Origin of the sequence: Streptomyces sp. NPDC001914 (assembly GCF_042891215.1) — a bacterium.
Lineage (GTDB): Bacteria > Actinomycetota > Actinomycetes > Streptomycetales > Streptomycetaceae > Streptomyces.
This window is the reverse complement of record NZ_JBIASW010000006.1, coordinates 23,546-41,446: the sequence shown is the minus strand read 5'-3', so window position 1 is coordinate 41,446 and position 17,901 is coordinate 23,546. Positions and strand designations below refer to the sequence as shown.

At 72.9% G+C, this 17,901-nt stretch carries 17 protein-coding genes; 5 read left to right on the top strand and 12 right to left on the bottom strand.

Annotated elements, in window-relative coordinates; genetic code table 11:
• Nucleotides 1-126: 126 nt before the first annotated feature.
• Nucleotides 127-942 carry a chitosanase gene (locus tag ACFYYF_RS18485; protein ID WP_388776871.1) on the bottom strand — a complete coding sequence of 272 codons (816 nt, stop codon included), beginning with the start codon at nt 940-942 and terminating at the stop codon, nt 127-129.
• Between the two features lie 38 nt (nt 943-980).
• The gene (locus tag ACFYYF_RS18480) at nt 981-2,510 is read right to left on the bottom strand and encodes an MFS transporter (protein WP_388777570.1); all 1,530 of its coding nucleotides are present in this window, start codon (nt 2,508-2,510) and stop codon (nt 981-983) included.
• Nucleotides 2,511-2,632: 122 nt separating this feature from the next.
• Here ACFYYF_RS18480 and ACFYYF_RS18475 point away from each other — a divergent pair, with 122 nt between their 5' ends.
• Complete coding sequence (locus ACFYYF_RS18475; RefSeq protein WP_361689585.1) at nt 2,633-3,034, top strand: helix-turn-helix domain-containing protein; 402 nt, start codon at nt 2,633-2,635, stop codon at nt 3,032-3,034.
• 52 nt (nt 3,035-3,086) lie between these two features.
• Here ACFYYF_RS18475 and ACFYYF_RS18470 read toward each other — a convergent pair whose 3' ends face one another.
• From ACFYYF_RS18470 to ACFYYF_RS18455, 4 genes are all read right to left on the bottom strand, one after another.
• Nucleotides 3,087-3,509, bottom strand: coding sequence for an acyl-CoA thioesterase (locus tag ACFYYF_RS18470; protein WP_361689563.1), 423 nt, complete (start codon nt 3,507-3,509; stop codon nt 3,087-3,089).
• A gap of 144 nt (nt 3,510-3,653) precedes the next feature.
• The gene (locus ACFYYF_RS18465; protein WP_388776868.1) at nt 3,654-4,289 is read right to left on the bottom strand and encodes a hypothetical protein; all 636 of its coding nucleotides are present in this window, start codon (nt 4,287-4,289) and stop codon (nt 3,654-3,656) included.
• Between the two features lie 54 nt (nt 4,290-4,343).
• Nucleotides 4,344-5,003, bottom strand: coding sequence for a histidine phosphatase family protein (locus tag ACFYYF_RS18460; RefSeq protein ID WP_361689570.1), 660 nt, complete (start codon nt 5,001-5,003; stop codon nt 4,344-4,346).
• A gap of 139 nt (nt 5,004-5,142) precedes the next feature.
• Nucleotides 5,143-6,360: a pyridoxal phosphate-dependent aminotransferase gene (locus tag ACFYYF_RS18455; RefSeq protein ID WP_388776865.1), complete on the bottom strand. Its 1,218-nt coding sequence runs from the start codon at nt 6,358-6,360 to the stop codon at nt 5,143-5,145.
• 84 nt (nt 6,361-6,444) lie between these two features.
• On the opposite strand from ACFYYF_RS18455, the gene ACFYYF_RS18450 reads away from it, so the two are divergent.
• Nucleotides 6,445-7,083 (top strand): winged helix-turn-helix transcriptional regulator, encoded by a 639-nt coding sequence (locus ACFYYF_RS18450; protein WP_388776862.1) that lies wholly within the window; start codon nt 6,445-6,447, stop codon nt 7,081-7,083.
• A gap of 84 nt (nt 7,084-7,167) precedes the next feature.
• On the opposite strand, the gene ACFYYF_RS18445 is transcribed toward ACFYYF_RS18450, so the two are convergent.
• The 3 genes from ACFYYF_RS18445 to ACFYYF_RS18435 are packed head-to-tail and all read right to left on the bottom strand — an operon-like array spanning nt 7,168 to nt 10,838.
• Nucleotides 7,168-8,010: a hypothetical protein gene (locus ACFYYF_RS18445; RefSeq protein WP_388776860.1), complete on the bottom strand. Its 843-nt coding sequence runs from the start codon at nt 8,008-8,010 to the stop codon at nt 7,168-7,170.
• Nucleotides 8,010-9,272 (bottom strand): VWA domain-containing protein, encoded by a 1,263-nt coding sequence (locus ACFYYF_RS18440; protein WP_361693947.1) that lies wholly within the window; start codon nt 9,270-9,272, stop codon nt 8,010-8,012. Before ACFYYF_RS18440 ends, ACFYYF_RS18445 begins: the two co-directional genes overlap by 1 nt.
• A gap of 54 nt (nt 9,273-9,326) precedes the next feature.
• Entirely contained in the window at nt 9,327-10,838 is a 1,512-nt protein-coding gene (locus ACFYYF_RS18435) for an IucA/IucC family protein (protein ID WP_388776857.1), read from the bottom strand.
• A gap of 84 nt (nt 10,839-10,922) precedes the next feature.
• On the opposite strand from ACFYYF_RS18435, the gene ACFYYF_RS18430 reads away from it, so the two are divergent.
• Nucleotides 10,923-12,461, top strand: coding sequence for an IucA/IucC family protein (locus ACFYYF_RS18430; protein WP_388777567.1), 1,539 nt, complete (start codon nt 10,923-10,925; stop codon nt 12,459-12,461).
• A gap of 26 nt (nt 12,462-12,487) precedes the next feature.
• On the opposite strand, the gene ACFYYF_RS18425 is transcribed toward ACFYYF_RS18430, so the two are convergent.
• The 3 genes from ACFYYF_RS18425 to ACFYYF_RS18415 all read right to left on the bottom strand — a co-directional run bounded on the left by ACFYYF_RS18425 (nt 12,488) and on the right by ACFYYF_RS18415 (nt 15,916).
• Entirely contained in the window at nt 12,488-13,606 is a 1,119-nt protein-coding gene (locus ACFYYF_RS18425) for an NADH:flavin oxidoreductase (protein WP_388776854.1), read from the bottom strand.
• Between the two features lie 104 nt (nt 13,607-13,710).
• Nucleotides 13,711-15,285: an MDR family MFS transporter gene (locus ACFYYF_RS18420; RefSeq protein WP_388776852.1), complete on the bottom strand. Its 1,575-nt coding sequence runs from the start codon at nt 15,283-15,285 to the stop codon at nt 13,711-13,713.
• 31 nt (nt 15,286-15,316) lie between these two features.
• The gene (locus tag ACFYYF_RS18415) at nt 15,317-15,916 is read right to left on the bottom strand and encodes an NADPH-dependent FMN reductase (RefSeq protein WP_388776850.1); all 600 of its coding nucleotides are present in this window, start codon (nt 15,914-15,916) and stop codon (nt 15,317-15,319) included.
• 121 nt (nt 15,917-16,037) lie between these two features.
• Between ACFYYF_RS18415 and ACFYYF_RS18410 the strand changes: the two genes are divergently transcribed.
• Both ACFYYF_RS18410 and ACFYYF_RS18405 read left to right on the top strand, forming a co-directional pair.
• Nucleotides 16,038-16,775, top strand: a complete 738-nt coding sequence (locus tag ACFYYF_RS18410) for a TetR/AcrR family transcriptional regulator (protein WP_388776847.1) — start codon at nt 16,038-16,040, stop codon at nt 16,773-16,775.
• Nucleotides 16,776-16,905: 130 nt separating this feature from the next.
• A complete protein-coding gene (locus ACFYYF_RS18405; protein ID WP_388776845.1) occupies nt 16,906-17,766 on the top strand; it encodes a hypothetical protein in 861 nt (286 codons plus the stop codon).
• Nucleotides 17,767-17,901 lie beyond the last annotated feature (135 nt).

Sequence of the window (17,901 nt, the reverse complement as noted above, 5' to 3'; positions counted from 1 at the left end):
CCGCCCGCCGGCTGCGGCGCCCGCCCGCCGGGCGGGCACAGGGAGCCGCGCACCCGCGGAGCCGGAGGGGAACACGCGGGGCGCCGCACGATGTCTCGTGCGGCGCCCCGCGCCCGGTCGCCCGCGTCAGCCGATGTGATAACTGTCGCCGTAGACCTTCCAGTCCAGCGGCGTGTTCAGGTTCAGGTTCCGGTTGCGTACGAAGACCCGCTGCGCGGTGTCGACGCGGCTGGTGTCGGAGTGGGCCTCCTCCTGCTTCATGGCCCACACCCGGGCGTCGAGGAAGGCGTTCAGGTACGTCACCTCGTCACCGCCCTGGGCCGGCGGCCTGGCCCTGCCGAGCGCGCGCCGCCGGATGCTGCCGAAGCTGGTGCTGTCGTCACCGTTGCCGTGCATCACGATGGCGTCGTAGTACGTGAACTGGCCCAGGGTGCCGATGCCGTCGGTCTTGCCCTGCTGGACGGCGGGGTTGAAGTAGACGCGGTCCCGTTCGTCGTTCTGGGCTTGCTGGAAGGCGGAGTCCTGGGCCGCCCGGCGCCAGTCGGCCGGGAAGCCGGGGTCCAGGCCGTCGTGCGAGTCGCTGCCGTCGACCTCGCGCAGCGCGGGCAGGTACTTGGCCAGGACGTTGCCGGGCTTGCGGCGCGTGTACAGCTCGACGAGGTCGAGCATGTCGTGGGTGCCCGAACAGAAGCCGATGATCCCGGCGGTGTAGCCGCGTCCGTCGCCGATGTCCTCGATGTACTTGTACTGCGCCTTCCAGTCCAGCGAGGAGTTCTCCGCGCTGGAGACCAGCTTCATGGCTATCTCCTTCTTCGCCGGGTCGTCGAGACCTGCCGGCGCCGCGGTCGCGCTCTCGCCGGCGATCAGGGGGCCTGCCACCAGTGAGGCTCCGATCAGGGCGAGCAGGGTGCGACGCGAAGTGCGGGGGTGGGGGGTGTGCACGGTACCTCCGAAGGGGGGAGTGGTGTGGCCGCGTACTGTTAGGAAAGTTTCCTACCAGAGTTGGGGGGCGGCGTACACCCTTCAGGGGAAGGCGAGTTGACGTTTCGGTGGTCCGGCGCCGAGCCGTGCGGGTGCGTCGAGGGATCGCGGCGGGGGCGCAGCAGGGCGGCGGTCAGGGCCAGGGCGGTGGCCGTGACGGCCGCGGCGACCGTGAAGGCCAGCCGGTAGCCGTCCGCCGTCGCGGCGACGGCGGGCTCGCCCGCGCCGGTCAGCCGTCCGGTGCGGCTCGCCGCCAGCGTGGTCAGTACCGCCAGCCCCAGTGAACCGCCCACCACCTGCGTGGTGTTGAAGAGCCCGGAGGCCAGGCCGGCGTCCTGCGCGCCGGTGTCCGCCATGGCGAGTCCCGTCACCGCGGGCATCGCGGCCGCGAACCCGACGGAGAGCAGCAGCAGCGGGGGCAGCACGTGGGTGACGTACGCGCCCTCGGCCGGGACCCGGCCGAGCAGGGCCAGGCCCGCCGTGATGAGCGCGAGTCCGGCGAGCAGGACCCTGTACGGGCCGTAGCGGGCGATCGCCGGAGCCGACAGGGTCAGCATCAGCGCGCCGATGGTGACGGGTGCCGGCAGGAACGCCGCTCCGGTGAGCAACTCGCCGTAGCCGAGCACGCGTTGGAGGTAGAGGGCGCCGAGGTACTGGAAGCCGAACATCCCGGCGATCATCAGGATCTGTACCCCGTTCGCGCTCGTCAGGGTCCGTGAGCGGAACAGCCGCAGCCGCAGCAGGGGGCGGGCGGCCCGTGCCTGGCGGAGGGTGAAGCCGGCGAAGAGGGCGAGGGCGAGGGCGCCGAGCGCGAGGGTGGAGCCGAGGCCCCGCTCCCCGGTGCCGACGATCGTGTACACCGTCAGCATCAGCGCGCCGGTGACCAGGGCGGCGCCGGGATAGTCCGCGCCGCCGCCGAGGCCCGATCCCCTGTCCGGGGTGAGGATCCGCAGGGCGGCGATCAGGGCCGCCGCGCCGATCGGGAGGTTGATCAGGAAGATCCAGTGCCAGTTCAGGGCCTGCGTCAGCGCGCCGCCGAGGAACGTGCCGAGGGCCCCGCCCGCGGCGCCGACCGCGCTGAACACCGCGATGGCGCGGCCCTGTTCACGCGGTTCCGGGAAGAGCGCCACCAGCATGCCGAGGACCACGGCCGAGGTCATCGCCCCGCCGACCCCCTGGAGGGCGCGGGCCGCGACCAGCACGCCCGGGCCGTCGGCGACCCCGCACAGCACGGAGGCGACGGTGAACACGGCGAGCCCGGCGGTGAACATCCGCTTGCGGCCCAGCAGATCACCGAGCCTGCCGGCGAGCAGCAGCAGTCCGCCGAACGGGATCAGATAGGCGTTCACGACCCAGGCGAGTCCGGGCGCGGAGAAGCCGAGGTCGCTCTGGACGGCGGGCAGCGCGACGGTGACGATGTTCCCGTCCAGGACGGTCATCAGGGTGCCCGCGCACAGGACGACGAGCGAGGCCCACCGCGAGTACGTTCGTGGCGTCGACGGCCTGGCCGGTTGGGTCCGGGACGGCATGACGGTGACCTCCGCGTTCTCCGCGGACCGCTCCGGATCCACGGGTGTTCTCCCTTGGTGCACGACTTGTAACGGGGGACATCGTGAGTGACCATGGGAGACCGGCATAAGGAGGAACTTCGATGTCCCAGGGGAACACCGGTGTTACCGCGCAGGCCGTGCTCGCGCAGGCGTGCCCGGTCCGCGAGGTTCTTGACAGGGTCGCCGGGAAATGGAGCGTGCTGATCATCGTGGCCGCGGCGCACGGCCCGATCCGCTTCACCGAACTGGAGCGCAGCATCGAGGGGATCAGCCGGCGCATGCTGACGCTGACCCTGCGCAATCTGGAGCGCGACGGCCTCGTCACCCGGACCGTGCACCCGACGGTCCCGCCGAAGGTCGAGTACGAACTGACGCCCGTGGCCCGGGAGTTGCACGCGACGCTGCTCTCCCTGACCGACTGGGCCGAACGCCACCGCGTCACGATCGCCGAGTCCCGGGCGGCCTACGACGCCGTGCACCGGCCGGAGTTGGTCGACGCGTAGACCGCCCGGCGTCGCGGCGGCGCCCCGCCCGACGTCCCGGCGGCCCGCGGCGTCAGAGGCCCAGCGGGCCCGGGTCCTTGGCCAGTGAGGTGAAGGCGTCCCGGGCGCCGGCCACCAGGCGCCGCTCGGTGAGGTCCATCAGTCCGCCGACCGCCGTGATCTCGGCGGCCACCGTGCCGTCGGTCTTCCTGATGGTCTGCTCGATGCGGAACGTCTTGCCCTCACCCCAGAGGAAGACGCACGTCACCTCGACCTCGTCTCCGGCCCGCAGTTCGCGGCGGTAGCGGATCGTCGTCTCCAGCGCGACCGGGCCCACACCGCGGGCCAGCAGTTCGGCCTGGCCGATCCCGGCCGCCTGGAGCACCGACCAGCGGGCGTGCTCGGCGTACTGCAGGTACACGCTCTGGTTGAGGTGCCCCTGTACATCGGTCTCGTACCCGCGCACGGTCACGGGGACGAAGAACGGCTCTGCCACGGCTTTCCCTTCGACGACTGCCACTGCGACTGCTGTTTCCTGCCCGCCCCGGGCGCCCCGGCATCGCGGCGCGGAGTGCCTCGGCCGTGCGGCCGCCCGGTCCCTCGGCGCCCGCGGTTCACGCCTGCGGTTCACGCCCGTGGTTCACGCCCGCCGGGGCGAGGCCAGAACGTACCGGGTGCCCGTGCGCGGCTCGGTGTGCTCGCCGGCCTGCCAGCCGGCCTCCTCCAGGGTGGCCGCGCAGGCCCGCAGCGCCTCGGGGTCCGGCTCGTGCACGGCGACCGCCTCCGGCTGCGGTGTCGCCCGTATGCGGTACCCGCCGCCCTCGGCCCGCGCGGGCCGGTGCCCCGCCGCCTCCAGCGCGAGCGCCGCGGCCTGCACCAGATGCGTACGCTCCCAGGCGCACGGAAGGTCCGTCGCCCCGTCCGGACGGGTCATCCGGCGCAGCTCCAGGAGCCCCTGCCAGGCACCGCGCACCTCGCGCAGCCGTGCGGGACCGTCCTTGGCGCCCTCCTCGCCGCCGGTCCGTGCCGCGAACACCCCGGACGCCGCCGGAGCGGGCGCCTCGGCGGCTGCGGCCGGCCCGGGGTCCTCGGGGGTCTCGCGCAGCCGGTGCCCTGCGGGCGTCAGGAAATGGTCCCGCGGGGGACGGGGGTGGCGGAAGGCGAGCCCGTGCTTCACCAGGGCGGCGAGCTGGGCCTCCGTGCCCTTCAGCCGCCCGGTCACGGGGTCGGCCGCGTCGACGAGGCGCCGCTGCGCGGCGGTCGGCGGTCGTGTCACGGCGCGCTCCCTCCACCGTCCGGTGGTGCCACGGCGCTCCGGCACGGCCGCGGCTCAGTGTTCCTCCGTCCCCTCTCCCGCCGAGGGCGACGAGGAGAAGGAGTCATGGGAACAGTACGCGTCGGGTCTGACATTCCAGCCCGCCACCACGTGACGGCGGTGCTCCGTGCTGAGCCGGCTCATCGTCCCGGTGGCGAGCTGGAACAACGCGCCGGACCGGGCCGGCAGACCGAGCCGCCGCGCGGTCAGCACCCGCAGGAAGTGGCCGTGCGAGACGACGACGACGCTGCCCTCCGACTCGGCGAGCGCCGCGTCGATCCGGGCCAGCACCCGCTCGGCGCGCACCCCGACCTCCTCCGGGCTCTCCCCCGGATGCTCGGGCGGCCCGGGGGTGACGCCGTCGGTGAACAGGAACCAGTCGGGCCGCTCCCGGTGGATCTCGACGGTCGTGACCCCCTCGTACCCGCCGTAGTCCCACTCGCGCAGGTCCGCGTCGACCCGGGCCCGTCCGATCCCGGCCAGCTCGGCCGTCTCCTGTGCCCGGCGCAGCGGACTGACGAACGCGGCCGCGATGTGGTGCCGGGCGATCAGCGGACCGAGCCGCCGCGCCTGCTCGCGGCCGTTGTCGGTCAGCGGAACGTCGGTCGAGCCCGTGTGCCGCCCGGACATCGACCATTCGGTCTCACCGTGCCGTACGAGGAGCAGGTCACCCATCGCCGCGCCCTTTCCGTCCCCGCTTCCGCTGCCGTCCCTCGTACGGTGACACCGGCCGGGCCCGGCCGCAGCCCCGGATCCTCCGGTCGGCCCACCGGGGCCCCCGGCTCCGGGCCCTCCGGCGGGCCCGCCCCGGGTCTCAGCCCTTCTCCTGCCGGTAGCCGCTCAGGAACCGTCCGATCCGGCTGATCGCCGCGTCGAGGTCGTCGGCGTGCGGGAGGGTGAGGATGCGGAAGTGGTCGGGGCGCGGCCAGTTGAAGCCGGTCCCCTGGACGACCTGGATCTTCTCGCGCAGCAGCAGGTCCAGGACGAACCGCTCGTCGTCGTGGATCGGATGCACGGCGGGGTCGATGCGCGGGAACGCGTACAACGCGCCCTTGGGCTTGACGCAGGAGATGCCGGGGATCTCGTTGAGCTTCTCCCAGGCCCGGTCGCGCTGCTCCCGGAGCCGCCCGCCGGGACCGGTCAGTTCGTGGATCGACTGACGTCCGCCGAGCGCGGCCTGGATGGCGTACTGCGCGGGGGCGTTGGCGCACAGCCGCATCGAGGCCAGCATCGTCAGCCCCTCCAGGTAGTTGCGCGCGTGCTGCCGGGGGCCCGTGACGACCAGCCAGCCGGACCGGAAACCGGCGACGCGGTAGGTCTTGGACAGCCCGCAGAAGGTGAGGACCACCAGGTCGGGGGCGAGGGCGGCGGCCGAGTGGTGCACGGCGTCGTCGTAGAGGATCTGGTCGTAGATCTCGTCGGCGAACACCATGAGGCCGTGCCGGCGGGCGAGATCGAGGATGCCCTCGACGATCTCCTTCGGATAGACCGCGCCCGTCGGGTTGTTGGGGTTGATGATGACGACCGCGCGGGTCCGGTCGGTGATCTTCGCCGCCATGTCGTCCAGGTCCGGGTACCAGTCGGACTGTTCGTCGCAGAGGTAGTGCACCGCCTTGCCTCCGGCGAGGGTGGTGACCGCCGTCCAGAGCGGGAAGTCCGGCGCGGGGATGAGGACTTCGTCGCCGTCCTCGACCAGCGCCTGTACGGCCATGGAGACCAGCTCCGAGACGCCGTTGCCGAGGAAGACGTCGTCCACGCCGACGTCGAGCCCGCGGTCCTGGTAGCGCTGGGCGACGGCCCGCCGGGCGGACAGGACGCCGCGCGAGTCGGTGTAGCCGTGCGCCCGGGGCAGCATCCGGATCATGTCCTGGAGGATCTCCTCCGGCGCCTCGAAGCCGAAGAGGGCGGGGTTGCCGGTGTTCAGCCGCAGTACGCTGTGGCCCGCCGCCTCCAGTGCGTCGGCCTGCTCGATCACCGGGCCGCGGATCTCGTAACAGACCTCGCTGAGCTTGCTCGACTGCCGGAACTCCATGCGCTGCGCCCTCCGGTTGTGGTGTTGCTTGGTTTTACCAAGTAGCAGCTTGGAAAGTCCAACAGAATAGCTAGACTGCGTCGCATGTCACCGCGCCGAAGCTACGACCAGTACTGTTCCGCCGCCCGTGCCCTCGACGCCGTCGGGGACCGGTGGACCCTCCTGATCGTCCGCGAACTGCTCGGCGGACCGCGCCGGTACACCGATCTGCACGCGGATCTGCCGGGAGTCAGCACCGACGTCCTCGCCTCCCGGCTCAAGGACATGGAACGCGACGGACTGACCACCAGGCGCCGCCTGCCGCCCCCGGGCGCGGCTCACGTGTACGAACTCACTTCCCGTGGAAGGGAGTTGCTGCCCGTCCTGCAGGCACTCGGGGAGTGGGGCGGACCGGCCCTGGGTGAGCGCCTGCCGACCGACGCCGTACGGGCCCACTGGTTCGCGCTGCCGCTGCTGCGCGGTCTGGGCGCCGCCGGGGCGGGCGAGGGACTGGTCGAAGTCCGCCTGGAGGAGGGCCTGTTCCATGTGTGGCTCGGCTCCGTGGAGGGGCCGCTCTACGGCGACGGGCCCGCCCCGCGCGAGCCGGACGCCCGCCTGACGCCGGACGCGCGCGCCGGCGAGGCCATGAGCCGCGGGACCTTGACGCTGCTCGACGCGCTGCGCGAGCGGAGCGTCACCGTGACGGGCGACGGTCCCCTCGCCAAGGCCCTCCGCGAGGCGTGACGCGTCCCGGGGTGCACCACGGCGAAGGGGCCCGCGCCGCTCCCTGACGGAGAGCGGCGCGGGCCCCGGTTCACGGCCTCGGGATCAGGCGCCCGGCGGAATCCGGGACGGGCGTCCCCTGCCCCGCGTCAGCGAGTATCCCCAGATGCCGGCGAGGGCCGCGAGGACCCCGCCGATGCCGGTCCACACCCAGCGGTCCGACCACCAGCCGGAGGTGTCGGGCCGCAGCGAGGACAGCGTCGCCGTCTTCGAGTCCGAACCCTCGTCCGAGCCGTCGTCGGACTGCTCCGACGTCACGGCGATACCCGGGACCAACGGCTTGGACAGCGAGCCGTCGACCGCCGCGGAACCCCCGATGTCCTTGGAGTCCACCCGGAGTTCCGCGTTCATCGGCAGACCCAGATCGGCGGTGCCGAGTCCCGTGGCGGTGAGCCGGACGTAATAGGTGCCCGGCAGCGGGTCGTTGGCCCAGGTCTCCGACCAGGCGCGCACGGTGCGCAGGGTGCAGGACAGCTCGACGGAGCCGGCGTCCGCCCCCGCCGTCCGCGTCTGCGCCCCGTACTGGCAGGCCTGACGGCGCCGCAGACCGTCGTACACGTCGATCTGCCAGGTCTCCGAGGCGCCGCGCCTGGACGCCTCGGGCAGCTTCACCGTCGCCTTCACGGTGGGCCGCTGCCCGGCGTCCGCGGGGAACTGCCAGTACAGGTAGTCGCCCGTGGAGGCGCCGGCGGTGGCCTGCCGGCCCTGCTCGACCTCGGTCGCCGTGCGGAAGGACGTACCGGCCTCGGTGGGCGCGGCATCGTCGCCCGAAGGGCTCGCGGACGGTGAGGAGTCGGCGAGCGCCGGGGTGGCCGCGCCGAGCAGCACGGGCGCCGCGGCGATCCCCGCGAGGAGGGCGGTGGTGCTCAGTACACGTCGGATACGCATCAGTTGGTCCTCCAGACCGAGAACCGCCAGCGGGAGATCCAGCCCCACAACAGACCGGCGAGGAAGCCGGTGAGCACGAGGGCGCCGAGCAGCCACCAGCCGCGGCCGAGGCCGAAGGAGGCCACGTCGCTCGCCTGGTCCGGGCCGTCGACGACGTCGACCGTGAGTTCCAGCGGCAGGCCCGGGGTGGTCTTCACACCGGCGGCGGCCGAGAAGGAGTTGGAGATCTGAAGACACACGACCTCGGCGGGCGCGTTCTCGTCGTCGCTCTCCGCCTTGGGATAGCGCAGACCGGTCGAGACGACGTCCGTGCGGCCGTTCCCGGCCGACTCGCCTCGCACGATCTCCCGGCCGTGCACGGTGACGGCACGCAGCAGCACCCCGTAGTCGGGGTTGACCCGGCGGTCGGCCGCGATGCTCACCGAGGCGCGCAGCTCCTTGCCGGGCGCGACCTCCACGCGGTACCAGCGGTGCTGGGCGAACTCCTCGCGGTCGGTGTAGATGCCCGACTTGACGGCGGGCGCCGCGGTGCACGAGTCGGCACCCTTCACGGCCACCGGCTTCACCACCGGATCGGCGGCGCGGTCCACCAACTGGTTGACGCGGTCGCTGAGCTGCTCCTTGTGCTCCACCGAGGTGTACGTGCCTCCGGTGGCCTCGGCGATGCAGCTCAGCTGCCTGCTCACCTTGAGGTTGGGGACCAGGCCCAGGGTGTCGATGGTCAGGTCGATGCCCTTGGCCGCGATCTCGCGGGCCACCTGGCACGGGTCGAGCGGCTGGCAGGTGTCCTCACCGTCGCTGATCAGCACGATGCGACGGGTGCCCTCACCGCCCTGGAGGTCGTCGGCCGCCTTGAGCAGGGCCGGGCCTATCGGGGTCCAGCCGGTCGGACTGAGGGTCGCGACCGCGGTCTTGGCCTCGGTGCGGTCCAGGGTCCCGACCGGGTAGAGCTGCGCGGTGTCCTTGCAGCCGGTCTTGCGGTCGTCGCCGGGGTAGTTGGCGCCGAGGGTGCGGATGCCGAGCTGTACCTCCTCCGGCGTCGCGTCGAGCACTTCGTTGAACGCCTGCTTCGCCGCGGACATCCGCGACTCGCCGTCGATGTCCCGGGCCCGCATCGAACCGCTGACGTCCAGCAGGAGTTCGACCTTGGGCGCGGTCGCCGTCGTCTCGTCGGCGACCGCCCCGGCCGGGTAGGCGATCCCGGCGGCCAGGAAGGCGAGCAGGGCGCAGACGCCCGCCGCCAGCCGTTGTCTTGTGATCATCGGCGGATCCTATTGATCAAAGGTGCCGCTCGTAAAAACGAGAGGTGTCCCGCGTCAGGACGAGGCGGGCCCGCGGAGCGGGTTGGGGAGCCGTGTCCACAGGTCACCGGGGGTCTCGGGGGAGAGCCGCATCAGTGTCAGCGCCTTGGCGGGGAGCGGCTCGCCGAGGAGCGCCGGGAGGTCCGCGGTGCGCGGGAGATCCGCCGCCACGCTTTCGAGCGCCGTGCGCAGCGCGGCCGTCGAACCCGCCGTCGCGCCCAGCGCGCCCCCGACGAGGGACCCGAAGAGCTTGCGGCGCAGGGCGCTCTCGTCGTCGGTCACGAGGCGCCCGGACAGCGGCGGGACCGGGATGCCGTGCCGGCCCAGCCGGGCCGGGCTCACCCGGATGTCGGCCAGGTCGCGGTACACGAGCCGCACGGGGGAGCCCGCGGGGTCGAGGATCACCAGCAGGTTCTGGCCGTGCGCCTCCAGGGCCACTCCGAGTTCCAGCAGCCGCAGTCCCACCGTGAGGACGAGACGGGTGAAGTCGGCCAGCCAGGACGGCTTCTCGGGCAGCCGGGTCAGTGGAAGCGCGGCCACCGGGACGCACCGCTCGCCCTCGCCCGCGTACTGATCCGGCGACTCCCGCACCACCGCGGCGAGTTCGGGGGAGCCGGCGGTGGCCGCTCCGAGGGTGCGGGTGATGTGCAGCGGCGCGCCGAGGCGGGCCGTCATCTCCTCCATGAACGCCGAGACGGTGTCCGCCGTCCGCACCGAGTACACCGAGATGTCCCGCACCGACGAGGTCAGCCGGGCGCTCAGCGCCGTCTTCACATGCGGCCCGTCCGGTACGGCGAGCGTGCGCAGGGACATCAACGGGCGCCCGGCGAAGCCCTCCTGGACCGGTGCGTCCAGCACATGGGCGACCTGCCAGGGGTGCACCGGGATCAGCACGCGCTCCCCGTCGCGAAGCCACTTCGGCCACTCGCCCGTGACGAGGGCGTCCTCCACGGCAACCAGCCCCAGCCGCACCGTCGTCCGGTGCTCGGGCCCGTACGCCAGCTGCTCGGCCACCGAGAACCCCGGCCGCGTACGGCAGTTGGGGTGATACGGATGCCCGTCGACGATCCGCTGCTCCCACGCCCAGCTCTCCTCGGACGGCCCCGGCGCCCCGGCCGGCTCCCGGCCGGCCCGCGACAGGGCCAAGGAGGCCACGCTGTCGCCGAGTTCGGCCGAGAAGGCCCCACCGTGCGGCACGTCCAGGGCGCCGACGAGCGCGTCCGGACGGTCGTACGCCTGCCCGTCGAGCCGCACTTCGCTCACGCGGGCGGCGGTGGCGTACGGGTCGGAGAGGGGTCCGCGCAGCCGGCGGCCGTCCGTCAGGGACAGGGTCAGGCCCTCACCGTCCCTGTCACGGCGGGCGATCCACGGCAGCGGCTCGTGGGCCAGGGCACGCCACAGCCGGGTCAGCACGGCGGCCCGGGCACCGGGCAGAGCCTCCGCGTACGGGGCCGACAGCCCGGGACGTACGACGCTCAGCTCCTCGGCGAACGCGGCCTCGGTGTCGGGCGTGGAGGGACGGGGCACAGGCGGGCTCCTTGCGTACGGGGACTGTGTCGTCGGCGTCCGCCGCGGCGGACATACTGATCACCAGTGCACCGCATGAATCGAATGGACCGGGTGGATCGCGTGGACTTCAAGCCGACCGTGTTCCCCCAGCTCACCGCGGGTGGCATGGGCGAGGTCGCCGACGCGTACGCCGCCGCGCCGTTGCTCAATTGTCTCCTTCGCGAACTGGCGGAGCCCACGGGGCGGCCGGGTGTCCACCGGCTGCGCGCGAGCGGCCGCGAGCTGCGCGTACGGGGCACGCGACGCCCCTTCGCACCCGAACTGCGCGCCGACGGGGCCTGGCGGCGCCTCGGCCACCCGGACCTGGTCGCCCTCGCCGCCGGGGAACTGCGCCTCGTCACCGGCGTGGACAACACCGCCCTGCCCGCGGAGATGACCGACAGCCGGGACGTGGTCGCGGCCCTCCTGCACGCCCGCGCCTGCACGGCCCCCCCGGAGGATCCCTATCTGCGCTCCGAGCAGTCACTGGTCATGGGGCACCCGCACCACCCGGCACCCAAGACGCGCGGCGGCGGCCCCGTCCCGGGCTGGCTGCCGTACGCGCCCGAGGCGTACACCCGCTTCCCGCTGGAACTGCTCGCCGTGCGGGAGGACTCGGTCGTCGAGGAGGGCGACACGAGGGCACTCGACACCCTGGGCCGGGCCCCCGCCGGATACCGGCTGCTGCCCGCCCACCCCTGGCAGCTGACGCTGACCGCGGCCGTCCCGGCGATCCAGGACGCCCTCGACGACGGCCGTCTCCTGCGCCTCGGGCCGACCGGCCGCCCGCTCCGGCCGACGGCCGCCGTCCGCACCCTCTACGCCCCCGGGGACGACCTGTTCCTCAAGTTCAGCCTCGACGTCCGCATCACCAACGACATCCGCCGGCTGTGGAGGCACGACCTGCTGAAACTGCGGGCCACCGACGCGGCCTGCGCCGCCGCGTTCGCCGCGCAGGACGCTTCCGCCGCCTGGCTGAGCGACCGCGGCTACCGCACCGCCGACTTCGCCTTCGAGGAACTGGCCGTCCTGGTCCGCGACGGACTGCGCCCGCACCTCCTGCCCGGCGCCACCCCGCTCCTCGCCGCCGCCCTCGTGGAGGGCTTCGACGGCAGCCCGCTCGACCGGCTCACCGACCCCGCCGACTGGTGGGCCGCCTACCTCCGCCTCACCGTGCCCCCGGTGCTGGAGGCGTTCGCCCGCCACGGCGTCGTCGTCGAGGCCCATCTGCAGAACACGCTGGTGGCCGTGGACGCCGACGGCATGCCCGTCCAGGTCCTGTTCCGGGACGCGGAAGGCGTGAAACTGCTGCCGGGCGTGACCCGCGAGGCCGGCTGGGAACGGCTCGTCTACTGTCTGGTCGTCAACCACCTGGCCGAGCTGGCCGATCTCCTCACCGAACGCTTCCCCGGCACCGATCCCTGGCCGGCGGTACGACGCGAACTCCGCCGCTGCGGCGGCGACCTCGGCCTTCCCGAGATCGCCGCCCTCCTCTCCTCACCCACGCTCCCGGGCAAGACCAACCTGCTGCTCCGCTGGACGTCGGCGGACGGCGCCGACGCACGCTATGTGCCGCTGCCGAACCCGGCGGCCGGGATCTGACGACCTTCGGGCGGGCGGCGTACGGCTCAGTCGAGGGTGCGGACGAGGCCCGCGTGGAAGGGGGTCAGTTCGCCGACGCGTCCGGCGAGGATCTTCTCCAGCCACTCGGGGTCTCCGAGCAGGGCCCGGCCGACCGCCACGAGGTCGAACTCCTCGCGTTCCATGCGGTCGAGCAGCTCGCCGATGCCGGTGACCGTGGCCTGCTCGCCCTGGAACACCTCGAGGAACTCGTTGCTGAGGCCCACCGAGCCGACGCTGACGGCGGGTTTGCCGGAGAGCTTCTTGGCCCAGCCCGCCAGATTGAGGTCGGAACCCTCGAACTCGGGGAGGTGGAAGCGCCGGGTGGAGCAGTGGAAGGCGTCGGCGCCCGCGTCCGCCAGCAGGCCGAGCATCGTCTGCAGTTCCTGCGGCGTCTCGGCGACCCGCGCCCCGTAGTGGTTCAGCTTCCACTGGGAGAAACGGAAGGAGATCGGGAAGCCGGCGGAGACGTTCGCCCTGCAGGCGGCCACGATCCGGGCGGCGAAGCGGGTGCGGCCGGTGATGTCGCCGCCGTACTCGTCGGTGCGCCGGTTGGTGTGGGCCCACAGGAACTGGTCGATCAGATAGCCGTGGCCGCCGTGGATCTCGACGCCGTCGAAGCCCAGCTCCTCGGCCGACGCCGCTGCGGTCGCGTAGGAGGCGACGACGTCGTCGATGTCGGCCAAGGTCATCTCCTCGCCCGACTTCGTGCCGTCCAGGGCGATGCCCGAGGGGCCGATCCGGGGCGCGTCGGGGACCGGCGGACTGCCGGCGGCACGCTCCATGCCGACGTGCCACAGCTGCGGCATGATCCGGCCGCCCGCCCCGTGGACCGCCTCGGCCACGGCCGACCAGCCGGCGAGCGCTTCGGTGCCGTGGAAGTGCGGGACCCGGGCGCTGCCGCCCGCCGACGGGTGGCCGACGTAGGTGCCTTCGGTGATGATCAGGCCGACACCGGCCGCCGCCCGCCGGGCGTAGTAGCGCGCCACGTCCTCGCCCGGCACGCCGCCGGGGGAGAACTCGCGCGTCATCGGGGCCATCACGACGCGGTTGGGCAGGGTGAGACCTCCCAGGGAGAAGGGGCGGACCAGGATGTCCCTGACTCGTTCGACGGAATGCGTGGGCATGGGCGTTCGCTTTCGATGGGGAGCCGACCGCACGGCGACGGGGGATTCGACCGTGCGGCCGGCAGCTCGGGTGGGTGTGGGGACGGGGCGGCCCGGGGGCGCGCTCAGTCCTCGAGAACGGTGCGGCCGGAGCCCTTCCCGGCCCCGGCCCCCGCGGTCGGTTTCACGGCGGTCTGCGGGGCCGGGTCCGCGCGGACGAACCAGGCGGTGCCGAACGCGATCGCGGACAGCACGGCCGCGCCGGTCACGACCCCGTGCAGACCGCTGCTGACGGCGTCCCGGACGGCGTCGCGCATCGCGCCCGGCATGTCCTTCAGCAGCGCCGGGGTCAGTCCGCCGCCGGCGGTCAGCCGCTCCTGCGTGCCGGAGCCGAGCCGGTCGGCCAGCACCTCGTTCATGCGGCTGCTCTGCACGGCGCCGAGCACGGCGACCCCGAGGGAGCCGCCGATGGTGCGCACCAGCGTGACGGTGCCCGTGGCCGCGCCCATGTCCCGCGGGGCGGCGCTGCTCATGGTGGTCAGCAGGGTGCTCTGCAGGAGGGCCCCGACTCCCAGCCCGGTGACCAGGGTGAGCGCGGAGGCGGCGACGAGCGGGGTGTCCGTGCCGAGCAGGAGGAGCAGCAGCGTCCCGGCGAAGGTGGCGGCGCCGCCCGCGAGCGGCACGAGGCGGCCGAGACCGCCGCCGTCCATCAGCCGGCCGGTGACCAGCTGGGCCGCCAGCATGCCGAGCATCAGCGGCAGGATGAGCAGGCCGCTCGCCGTGGACGAGGCGCCCTGGACGAACTGCATGTACTGCGGAAGGTAGTTGACGACGGAGAAGAGGACGGCGCCGACCAGGAAACTGAGGATCTGGGCGAGGGTGAAGTCCCGGTCGGCGAAGAGCCGGGGCGGTGTGATCGGATCGGCCGCGCGCAGTTCCGCCCGGACGAACCAGACGAGGCTCAGCACGACGACCACGGCGAGCCCGGTGATCTGCCAGGACGTCCAGGCGTACGTCGTGCCCGCCCAGCCGGCCAGCAGGGTGAGGGCCAGGATGCCGGTGGTCAGCAGGGCCGTGCCGAGGTAGTCGATCCGTCCCGGGACGCGGCCGGCCGGCAGCCGTACGCCCCTGGCCACCGCCAGCAGCGCGACGAGGCCGACGGGCACGTTCACGTAGAACGCCCAGCGCCAGTTCATGCTGTCGGTGATGAACCCGCCGAGCAGGGGGCCTCCGACGAAGGCGAGGGGCATCATGACGCCCACCGTCGACTGGATGCGGCCGCGGTCCTGCGCGGGCACCAGCACGCCGATGATCGAGAGCGCGCCGACCATCAGACCGCCCGCGCCGAGGCCCTGGAGACCGCGGAAGGCGATGAGCTGGCCCATGTCCTGCGCCAGGCCGCACAGCACCGTCCCGGCCAGGAAGAGCGCCACCGAGTTCATGAAGGCGCCCTTGCGGCCGTAGAGGTCCCCCAGCTTGCCCCAGATGGGCGTGGAGGCGGCCATGGTGAGCAGATACGCCGTCACCGACCACGCGAAGAGGTCGAGGCCGCCGAGGTCGCCCACGATGGTGGGGAGCGCGGTGCTGACGATCTGTCCGTCGAGCGTCGCCAGCAGGATGCCGAGCATCAGCCCGAAGACCCCCAGGCGGGGCAGACCGGGCCGGTCGGGAGCGGAAGTGTCGGTCGGGTGGTCGTTCATCGCTGCCTCCCGGGGCGCAGGTGGCGGGACGTCAGACGGTGTACGGGCGGACGTCCCGGGCCGCGCGCAGCGACTGTCCCCACCAGGTGAGCTGATCGAGCATCGCCTTGGCCGCGACGTCGCACCCGGGGTCGGACGGCCTGCCGTCGGAGCCGAAGACCTCGGCGTAGTTGTGGAAGCTGACGGTGTTGCGGATCGTGACCGCGTGCAGCTCCGCGAGCACGACCCGGAGCTGTTCGACCGCCCGCAGGCCGCCCGAGAGGCCGCCGTAGGAGACGAATCCGACCGGCTTGGCGTGCCACTGCTCGTTGTGCCAGTCGACCGCGTTCTTCAGCGGTGCCGGGAAGCTGTGGTTGTACTCGGGGGTGACGATCACGAAGGCGTCGGCCCGGGCCAGCCGTGGCGTCACCGCGCCCAGCTGGGCCACGGCCTCGTCGGAGGGGGCCTGCCCGAACGCCGGGAAGACGGTGGGCACGGGCGTCTCGACAAGGTCGATCAGGTCGGCCTCCGTGTCCTCGCGCTGGGCGATGTGTCCGGCGATCCAGTCGGCGACGACCGGGCCGAACCGTCCGTCCCGTGTGCTGCCGATGATCACCGCGGTCCTCAGGGTGTCGTCAGTCACGTCGGTCATGGGAGGACTCCTCGCTGCTGTGTACGGCGTATCGTTCAGATACAACGTACACAGCCGAGTGTACGTTGTCTACTCCTGATACGGTGTACACAGCAGCGTTCGTCGGAAGGGAACCGAAGTCATGGCCGCCCAGGAGAGACAGGCAGCGAACGAGGACAAGGACCACGTCTCGGTGTGGGAGCGCCTCGAACGGCCGGCGCCCGCCCCGCGTACCACCCTCACCCCCCAGCGGATCGCCAGGGCCGCCGTCGGCATCGCCGACGCGGAGGGGCTCGACGCGGTCACCATGCGCCGTCTCGCAGGCGAACTCGGCGTCGCGCCCATGGCCGCGTACCGCTATGTCACCGGCAAGGACGAACTCCTCGAGCTGATGGTCGACTTCGTGTACGCGGAGCTGGAGCTCCCCGACGGCACGGAGGGCTGGCGCGCGTCCATGCGGTCCGTCGCCCTGCGGACGCGGGAGGTCCTGCTGCGGCACTCCTGGGTGACCCGGGCGACGTGGTGCGCGCCGACCCCCAACCAACTGGCCGTGCCCGAGGCCGTCCTCGCCGTGCTCGACGGCCTCGGGCTCGACACGGACACCGCCATGGCGGTCTACAGCACCCTCACCGCCTATGTGCACGGCGCGGTGGACTCGGAGGTCGGGCTGACGCAGATGCTGCGCGTCCGGGGCTGGTCCACCCGGGAGGAGGCCCGCGCGGGACTGGCCTCGCAGATGGCCTGGCTCATGAGCACCGGCCGCTTCCCGATGTACGCGCGCTACATCTCCGAGGCCCGGCGCAAGGACGACCAGCAGTGGCAGTTCGAGGCCGGTCTGGACTCCGTCCTCGACGGCATCGCGGCGCGCCTGTCGATCTGAGGACATTGCCAGGACAGGTCGGTACGGAAAACCGTAGGCCCGCTACAGAGAAATTACATGGAGCGGGCCTTCGCTTGTCTCTCCGGGAATTGCGGAAATAGATTCGCCCCACATCTGAGCGGTGGGGGAAATGACTTACGGATTCACGGACACGACAGGGACCACCCGTACGACGACCTCGGAACCCGGGCAGTGCGACGGCGCCGCGTGCCGGCGCCTCGAAAGAGGCGGGCACGCCCGGCAGCGGGCCGCCTCCGGCAGCCGGCTCTGCCCGGACTGCCGGCTCCGGCTCACCCACGACCTCGAGCGGCTCCCGCGCCTGCACGACGCGTGCGGACAACTGCTCACGGGCGCCGACCGGCCGCGCGACCGCACCTCCGGCGGCGGTTCCGCAACCGGTCTGCCGTTCAACACTGCCGCCGCCGAAGCCCGTTCGGGGATCGTGGGCACCCTGCGGTCCTGGGGTGCGCTCGTGGTCCAGGAGCGCGGCCTCGGCGCCCCGCCCGACACCCCGGCCGGGATCACCGACTTCCTGCTCCTGCACTCGGCCTGGCTCGCCGGGCACGAGGCCGCCGGTGAACTGTCCGACGAGGTGGCACGGTGTGTGCGCCGGGCCGGCCGGGTCATCGACCCGACGCCGCGGCGCCGGGTCCCGGTCGGCGAGTGCGTGGTCCCGGACTGCGGGGGAGCCCTGACCGCGGCGGTCCGCCACGGCGGCGCCGGCCAGGCCGTCGAGGTCGGCTGCGACGCCGAGCCGGCCCACCGCTGGAGCGGGCAGGACTGGGTGCGGCGGCACGGCCGGACGGGCACGCGGCGCACCGAGCCGGCCGTGCGCTGGATGACGGCCCGGGACATCGCCGCGCTGTGGGGCACCGCGCCGGGCAGCGTCTACCGCCACGCCAGCGAGGCCCGGTGGCGCCGCCGCGCCGTCAAGGGCCGTACCTACTACCACGAGCACGACGTGCACGCCTCGCTCGGCGCCCGCGCCTGACGAGGCGGCGCCGGCCGCCGCCGAAGGCTCCACCGGGGTGAACCACCCCCGGTGGAGCCTTTCTCGTCGTGTCCGCACGCGCCCGGAAAAGCGCGCTTGACAAATCCCTGACTCAAACGTGTCGTTGCACTGGAA